The sequence below is a fragment of the Geomonas sp. genome (assembly GCF_035254065.1).
In the GTDB taxonomy this organism is placed as follows: Bacteria; Desulfobacterota; Desulfuromonadia; order Geobacterales; family Geobacteraceae; genus Geomonas.
Genome location: NZ_DATFBA010000214.1, coordinates 1 through 6,340, shown reverse-complemented (window position 1 = coordinate 6,340; position 6,340 = coordinate 1). Strand labels below are relative to the sequence as shown.

Here is a 6,340-nt window from a genome sequence, read left to right as displayed (position 1 = left end):
AAGGAACGGACGCGATGACGAGAAGCAGAATGGCTGGGAAAAGTCGCAAGATGTCTTGGGTAAGACCGGATGTTCCCCTCCATTTCATTGCAGATCCTCCTCAGTAACTCCTCCCCCCGGAGGGGGGAGGTTGGGTAGGGGGAACACTGTCGGCATAAAATTGAAGCCCCGTCAGCATTGGCGGCGGCAGCTCCCCCTCCCTGGTTCTCCCCTTCGGGAGAGGGAAGGTTAACGGAAGCGGGGAAGAAAAGAGCGGCGGGCACCGTTGTCCTCATAGCGGAACATGCCTCTGTCACTACTCAGCGGGCAACTGTCACAGGAGCCAGCGGCAAAGATATTGGTGGAGTGTAACACATTATTTTTGGCGTGCAGGCAAGGTGGGCCACTCCCGGCTGATTGCCCGTCGCCCGGCGGTGATGGTGTTCAGGTACCCGGCATAGCTCCAGAATGGCTTGGGCAACCGGAGCAGCGTACCGATCCGACGCAGGGTGCTGACAGAGCTTTGGCGTGTGTCAGAAACGAAGATGCAGCGTGAGAGGTCGGAAATGCCTTGTTCCAGTGCGCGCCTCGCCTCCTGAGGGGAGAGCTTGGGACTGAAATAGAAGGAGGGCATCAGCAGGTTGTGGGAAGCGTCCAGCAGCCCATCTTCGATGGCCTGTTGGTGGAGACCGGTGCCGGGATAGACCCGGATACCGGTGGTGATGAAGGCGGCGTCCCTCTTTCTGACGCCGGTGTTGATGAAGCGGATGGTCTTCGCCAGCGAGCTGTCATCCTCCTGGGGCGCCCCCAGCAGGAAGCACCACAGCACGTTAATGCCGGAGCCGGCGAGAAGCTCCGCCGCGTGGTGGATGTCTCTCTCGGTGAAATCCTTCCTGAGGGCCGCCAGCGTGGTATCGCAGGCGCTTTCCGGAGTTACCACCAGGGACGTGATCCCCGCCCGCTCCATCAGCTTGATCTGTGCCCGGGTGATCCCCTTGGGGGCCAGCGAGGAGATCCGCAGCGTGGCCTTGAGCCGCCGTTTCAGGATCTCCTCCAGCAGGGCTTCCAGATACCCCTCAGGCTGGTTGAAGATACTGTCGACGAACTCGAACTCCCTGGCGCCGGTTACGTCCACCAGGGTCGCCATTTCGTCGACGACCGCACCCGGCTCCCTCAGCCGCCAGCTCTCTCCTTCGATCCGGCGATAGGTGCAGTACAGGCAACGGTTGGCGCACCCTCGTTTCCCCTGCACCGGCAGTACCGGCTCATACATCAGGTACCGGCCGGTATCGACCCAACGATGCAGGCGCGGAGGCACCGCGTCCGGTGGCAACCGGCAGGGGCCTCCCACCATCTCACCGGAGCGCCCCACCACCCCGGCGACCGTTGCCAAGGCATCTCCGTCCGGACAGCTGAAGAACTCCGCCGCCGCCCGCTCCCCCTCGCCCACCACTGCGTGATCGAGGCCCAGGTATTCGAGGAGCTGCACCGGCATGATGCTGACGCCCGCGCCACCGATCAGGATGCGGGCGTCCGTGACGGACTTGATGAAGTCGACCATCTGCTTGAGTTCGGGAAGAAAGGAGACGGGGGAGAGGAAGTCGCAGTTATCGAGGTTCCGCACGGAGAGGGCGATGCCATCAGGTTGAAAGGTCCGGAGGCTACTGCCAATGGCGTGCAGCGGGTCCCGCTGGAAGCACAGGTCGAGGAGCTTCACGTGGAAGCCGGCCAACTGAAGCCCCTCGGCGACCCAGGCAGCCCCAATGGGGACGGTCGGCTGGGGTGCCATCTCACGGCTGGTGCTTATAATGAGAATTCGGGAAATCATCGAACCTCCACCGTTCGCGTAACTAGCCGTTCTCCAAGCCATCTCGCCAACCTCCGCGGCGCCCGTTCCAAGATTAACGAAGAACCGGGAGGTTGTCCATTAGACCATTGACATCGAAAATTTCGGAGGAGTAGAATGAACCTAGATGGAGAAAGAAGGGCTCTTTTAAAAGACGACTCCCAGTTGTATGAAGCGGCACTTGGGAGCTGGTAATTGGCGTGCAAGTGAACCAGGCTGCAAAGCTCAATATCTCATATCCACCCGGCACTTAAAACGCACCGGAGATAGGTAGAAGCAAAGAAACTGGCTGGTGTACACATCCTTCACCTCCAGAAGCTTGCTACCGAAGGAAAAATGAGGGATGGTTCCTACTTGAACGTCAGTTACGCTTAGGGGAAAGGCTCAATGGCTTTTATAGCTATTGGGCCTTTTCTATGTCTGCGGTCCGCCTATTTCTTCCACTCGGAGTACGGGTGGAAGGTTAGGCTGACGTTGCGGTACCTGACGTCGTGGGAGACCTCCTCGCCTACCCAAGGTGGCAACTCGACCTGCTGGGACTCCGATTCCAGTTCCACCTCGGCCACCACCAGGCCTTCATTCTCCTTGAGGAACTCGTCGACCTCCCACTCCATTCCCGCGTAGGTGATCTTGTACCGGTTCTTCTCGATGTACGGTTTCTTGGCGAGAGCCGCCAACATCTCCTCGGCATCGACGACCGGGATGCCATATTCGTACTCGTCCCTGCTCACTCCTTCGGTCTTCCCTTTGATGGTCAGAAAAGCGTTCTCTCCCTGTATCCGCACCCGCACGGTGCAGTCGCCGCCACTGGCCAGATACCCCTGGCAGGTGTGGATCGGTTTGCTGTCGCCTTTCCACTGATCCCCGGAGACCAGGAACTTCCTCTCGATTTCTTTGGCCATCTTCTCTTCCCTCCGCTCGCGGACTCTCTGACGAAAACAGCTGTTAGCTTAGCACAGTTTCATCACCATGCCCGAATATTGCGGTAAGGAAAGAAGTATCTGCTACAATCGGTGCTATGACTTCTCCTCTGTGTGAATGCGCCCTTTCAGATACAGAGATCCTGCGCTACCGTATCGAAGGCAAGGGGCCTGTGCCAGTCGTCCTGCTGCACGGTCTGGCCTCCCGCGCCGAATGCTGGATAGATATCGTCCCCCTTTTCCCACCTGATACCTACACGCTCTACCTGCTCGACCTGCTCGGTTCCGGCGAGTCCTCCAAGCCCAAGGAGGCCGATTACTCCATTCGCGCCCACAGCGAGAGGCTGCTGCGCTTTCTCGAGAAAGCGTCGCTTTCCCGCGTGCTGTTGGTGGGGCATTCGCTGGGAGGGGCGATCGGGCTGGTGGCCGCCATCGAGGCGATGCAGACCGGCAGGAAACGCCTGCTGGCGGCACTGGTCAACATGGCGGGGCCGGGTTACATCCAGCGGCTCCCGGTGATCGCGGAGGTCTTCCAGCGCCCGTTGGCAGGCACCCTGTTCGTCCTCCTCTATGCCCCGGATGCCTGGATCAAGATCGGCCTGCGGGCAGCCTACCACGATCATTCCCTGGTCGATAGGAAACACATCGCCCGCTACGCCCCCTGCTACCGCGACCGCAAGGCGAAACGGGCACTGGTGGAGACCTGCCGCAGCCTGGTCCCCGCCGACCGGGACGCCATCGCCGCCCGCTACGGCGAGTTGAAGCTCCCCGTCCTGCTCCTGTGGGGAAGGTACGACCAGATCGTGCCCCTTTCTCAGGGGGAAAGGCTGAACGCGGCAATTCCGGGATCGAGGCTGGAGATCATCGAGGATTGCGGGCATAACCCGCAGGAGGAGAAGCCGGAAGAGACTTTCAGGATCATAGATAGGTTTGCAAGGGAAAAGCTGGCCTCCAACCTCCCCGGTCCGACATCCCCTCTCCCGGAGGGGGAGGGTTAGGGAGGGGGAATTCTGTCGGGATCGTGGATGGAGTCACATCCTCCGAGCACACGCACGCTCAGATGCCCGCCTCCCTGTCGCCCGGCAGCAGCAGTTGCGGGACCTGCCGGAACTGATAGGAACCGTCCACCTGATCGAATACCCACACCACGTCGAAGCGGTCTTCCGGCCACCCTTGCGGGACCGTGCTGCTATCGCCCAGGATACGGTTGGCGATCAGGTGCAGGTTGTTGTGCTCCCAGGAGATCAGCACGGGCGCCTCGAGTCCCATCACATGATCCGCCAACTCCACTTCCTGCCCCTTCTGAAAGCTCCTGTCCACCTTGGTCCCCACCCGTTCGGCGAGCAGGGTCACCGTTTGTACCGGACGCAGGCGCTTCCGTTTTTCTTCGGCGCCACAGGCGAACAGATGGCGCGGAGAAGCGAGGGCCTGATCCTGCAAAGCTCCCCTGGCCGGCGCGAACAACACGGTGAGGGCGCCCGCCCTCTGCCAGCCGAGCGGAGAGAGCGAATCCTCATCCGCCTTGCCGTCCTGATCGACACCGAATGGGGGACATCCGTCCTTCGCCGGCTTTTCGGCGTGGCGGATGATCATGATCTTGGCAGCTCCAGCCGCTCTGCGCTCGGCCATATCGGTCGGCATCCAGTCCCCCTTTTCACGTCGTTGCGTGGTCCGTGTCAGTCAAATAGCGGCCAAGGCCTAGTTAGCTTAGCCCAGCCTAGCCCCTAATCCCTAGCTTCCAGTCCCTGGCCCCGCTTGACTCTTTGCCCCCCGTTCCCCTTTCGGCAGGTAGCGGATCACCGTGGCCTTCTCCAGGGTTATCATACCTCCCTGCATCATCTCGTCTATGCGCGGCATCACTGCGTCGATCTTCTCCTGGCTGTCCACCGCCTCCACGATGAGCGGCAGGTCGGCCGAGAGATCGAGCAGTTTTTGGGTGTGATAGACACTGTGAGCCCCGAAGCCGCAGACGGCGCGGATCACCGTGGCGCCGGCGATCCCCTCCTCCAGCAGCATCTCCATCAGCGCCTCGTAAAGGGGCTTGTGGCGGTAGCGGTCTTCTTCGCCGATGAAGATCCTCATCAGCACGTTTTCGCCGATCAACTTGGTCACGTTTCTCCTCCTATGTGACCGTGCGGATGGTCACGATCCCCAGCCAGGTGAACAGCAGGCAGACCAGCACGCTTGCCAGGACGTTCACGAAGGCCAGGCCGAACTGCCCGTCCTCAAGCAACTTGAAGGTTTCATAACTGAAGGTGGAAAAGGTGGTGAGGCCACCGAGGAAGCCGACCGTGAGCCCCAGCCTGAGCGTTTCGGAAATGAGGGTGCTGCGCAGAGCGAGTTCCATGATGATGCCGATCAGGTAGGCACCCACCACGTTCACCGCCAGGGTGCCGTAGGGGAAGGCGCGTCCCAGCAGGGCGTAAATCCACCCGGACAGGTAGTAGCGGGCAAGCCCTCCTCCCGCGCAAAAAACTGCAATGGTCGCGGCTCTCTTCAGCATCAGAAATGGCTCCCCGTCTCATTCTCCGGGTGCATGTGACCGGGCGGCTCCGGTCGATCCCAGCTGCTCGCCTGCCAGTTGTCCACCTTGTGCTCGTCCGGCATCCAGCGGGGAACCTTGAGATGGAAGTAGGAAGCGAGCGCCTCCACGTAAGGCTCGTACATCCGGCGCAGCTCGGTCAGCCGCTCCTCGGTAGGCGCCTCCTTTAGCTTGATCCCCGCCCGGGAAAGCTCTTCCAGCAGTTGGGCCAGTTGCTCCGGTGGCAGCCGTTCATGCCTTCCCTTGCGCGGCCTGGTCCGGAACACCAGGGAGAGGTCCACCAGCGCATGGCGGGCTATGGCGAAGGTGAGTTCCGCCTGCCGCTCGCAAAACCCCTCCACGCCGGCCATCACCAGCGCGCAGGTATCGAGGATGGCGGTCAAGGCACCCAGCCAGGACTGGTTGTCGTGCTGCGACCGGAAGTAGGCGAGGATCGGATAGGAGAGATGCCCCTCCAGAAAATCGGCCGACCAGATTTCCCATTCGTGCAGAAGTTCTCTCAGCGCCTCCATCCCGTGCGGGTAGCCGTGCCGGGCGAGCATCTGGAAGGCGGTGGGAGGCGAGCCGGCGCGGGCGTCCAGCAGCGATATGCTCACCTCGCGCCGCGAGAAGGACTGGTTCAAGGGTGGCAGGTAGCCGATGACCAGGGCGAGGAAGCCGAACCCCATCCCGGACTCGACCACCACCAGGAACCTGGAGAGCCTGGTGACCGGCACGGCGTCACCCAGCCCCAGCGTGATGAAGGTGGTGGCGCTCAAGTAGAGATCGGTGAGAAAGCCGTTGTAGCTGCCGTGGGTGACCGCGATGGAGCCGACCGACCAGTGCAGCATGGCGAAGCCGACGATCAGCCCGAAGGCCCACAAGGTCAGCAACGCCAGCAGAGACAGCGGGCCGAAGAAGCTCAGCCAGGTCTCCTGCCGCCTTGCCGGCAGCTTTCCTACCAGGAAGCGCCAGGGGAGCCAGGTGCCGCGGTAAAAAAGGCGGGTCAGGCGGAAGCGGCGGGTGACCCTGCGCGGCAGGATGATGGTCTCGAACCCTTCCCAGAGGACCAGG

At 61.5% G+C, this 6,340-nt stretch carries 7 protein-coding genes; 1 reads left to right on the top strand and 6 read right to left on the bottom strand.

Features of this window, described 5'->3' with window-relative positions:
* Positions 1 to 355 precede the first annotated feature (355 nt).
* Positions 356 to 1,807, bottom strand: a complete 1,452-nt coding sequence (locus VJ604_RS10195; protein WP_324082181.1) for a B12-binding domain-containing radical SAM protein — start codon at positions 1,805 to 1,807, stop codon at positions 356 to 358.
* A 449-nt stretch (positions 1,808 to 2,256) separates the two neighbouring features.
* Positions 2,257 to 2,727, bottom strand: coding sequence for a CYTH domain-containing protein (locus VJ604_RS10190; protein ID WP_324082179.1), 471 nt, complete (start codon positions 2,725 to 2,727; stop codon positions 2,257 to 2,259).
* A gap of 191 nt (positions 2,728 to 2,918) precedes the next feature.
* On the opposite strand from VJ604_RS10190, the gene VJ604_RS10185 reads away from it, so the two are divergent.
* Positions 2,919 to 3,743: an alpha/beta fold hydrolase gene (locus VJ604_RS10185; protein ID WP_324082176.1), complete on the top strand. Its 825-nt coding sequence runs from the start codon at positions 2,919 to 2,921 to the stop codon at positions 3,741 to 3,743.
* A gap of 58 nt (positions 3,744 to 3,801) precedes the next feature.
* On the opposite strand, the gene VJ604_RS10180 is transcribed toward VJ604_RS10185, so the two are convergent.
* From VJ604_RS10180 to VJ604_RS10165, 4 genes are all read right to left on the bottom strand, one after another.
* On the bottom strand, positions 3,802 to 4,386 hold the full coding sequence (locus VJ604_RS10180) for a hypothetical protein (RefSeq protein ID WP_324082174.1): 585 nt from the start codon (positions 4,384 to 4,386) through the stop codon (positions 3,802 to 3,804).
* A gap of 90 nt (positions 4,387 to 4,476) precedes the next feature.
* On the bottom strand, positions 4,477 to 4,857 hold the full coding sequence (locus tag VJ604_RS10175) for a putative PII-like signaling protein (protein ID WP_324082172.1): 381 nt from the start codon (positions 4,855 to 4,857) through the stop codon (positions 4,477 to 4,479).
* Between the two features lie 10 nt (positions 4,858 to 4,867).
* Positions 4,868 to 5,248: a fluoride efflux transporter CrcB gene (crcB, locus tag VJ604_RS10170; RefSeq protein ID WP_324082170.1), complete on the bottom strand. Its 381-nt coding sequence runs from the start codon at positions 5,246 to 5,248 to the stop codon at positions 4,868 to 4,870.
* The gene (locus VJ604_RS10165; protein WP_324082168.1) at positions 5,248 to 6,339 is read right to left on the bottom strand and encodes a potassium channel family protein; all 1,092 of its coding nucleotides are present in this window, start codon (positions 6,337 to 6,339) and stop codon (positions 5,248 to 5,250) included. The genes crcB and VJ604_RS10165 overlap by 1 nt, the downstream gene beginning before the upstream one ends.
* Position 6,340 lies beyond the last annotated feature (1 nt).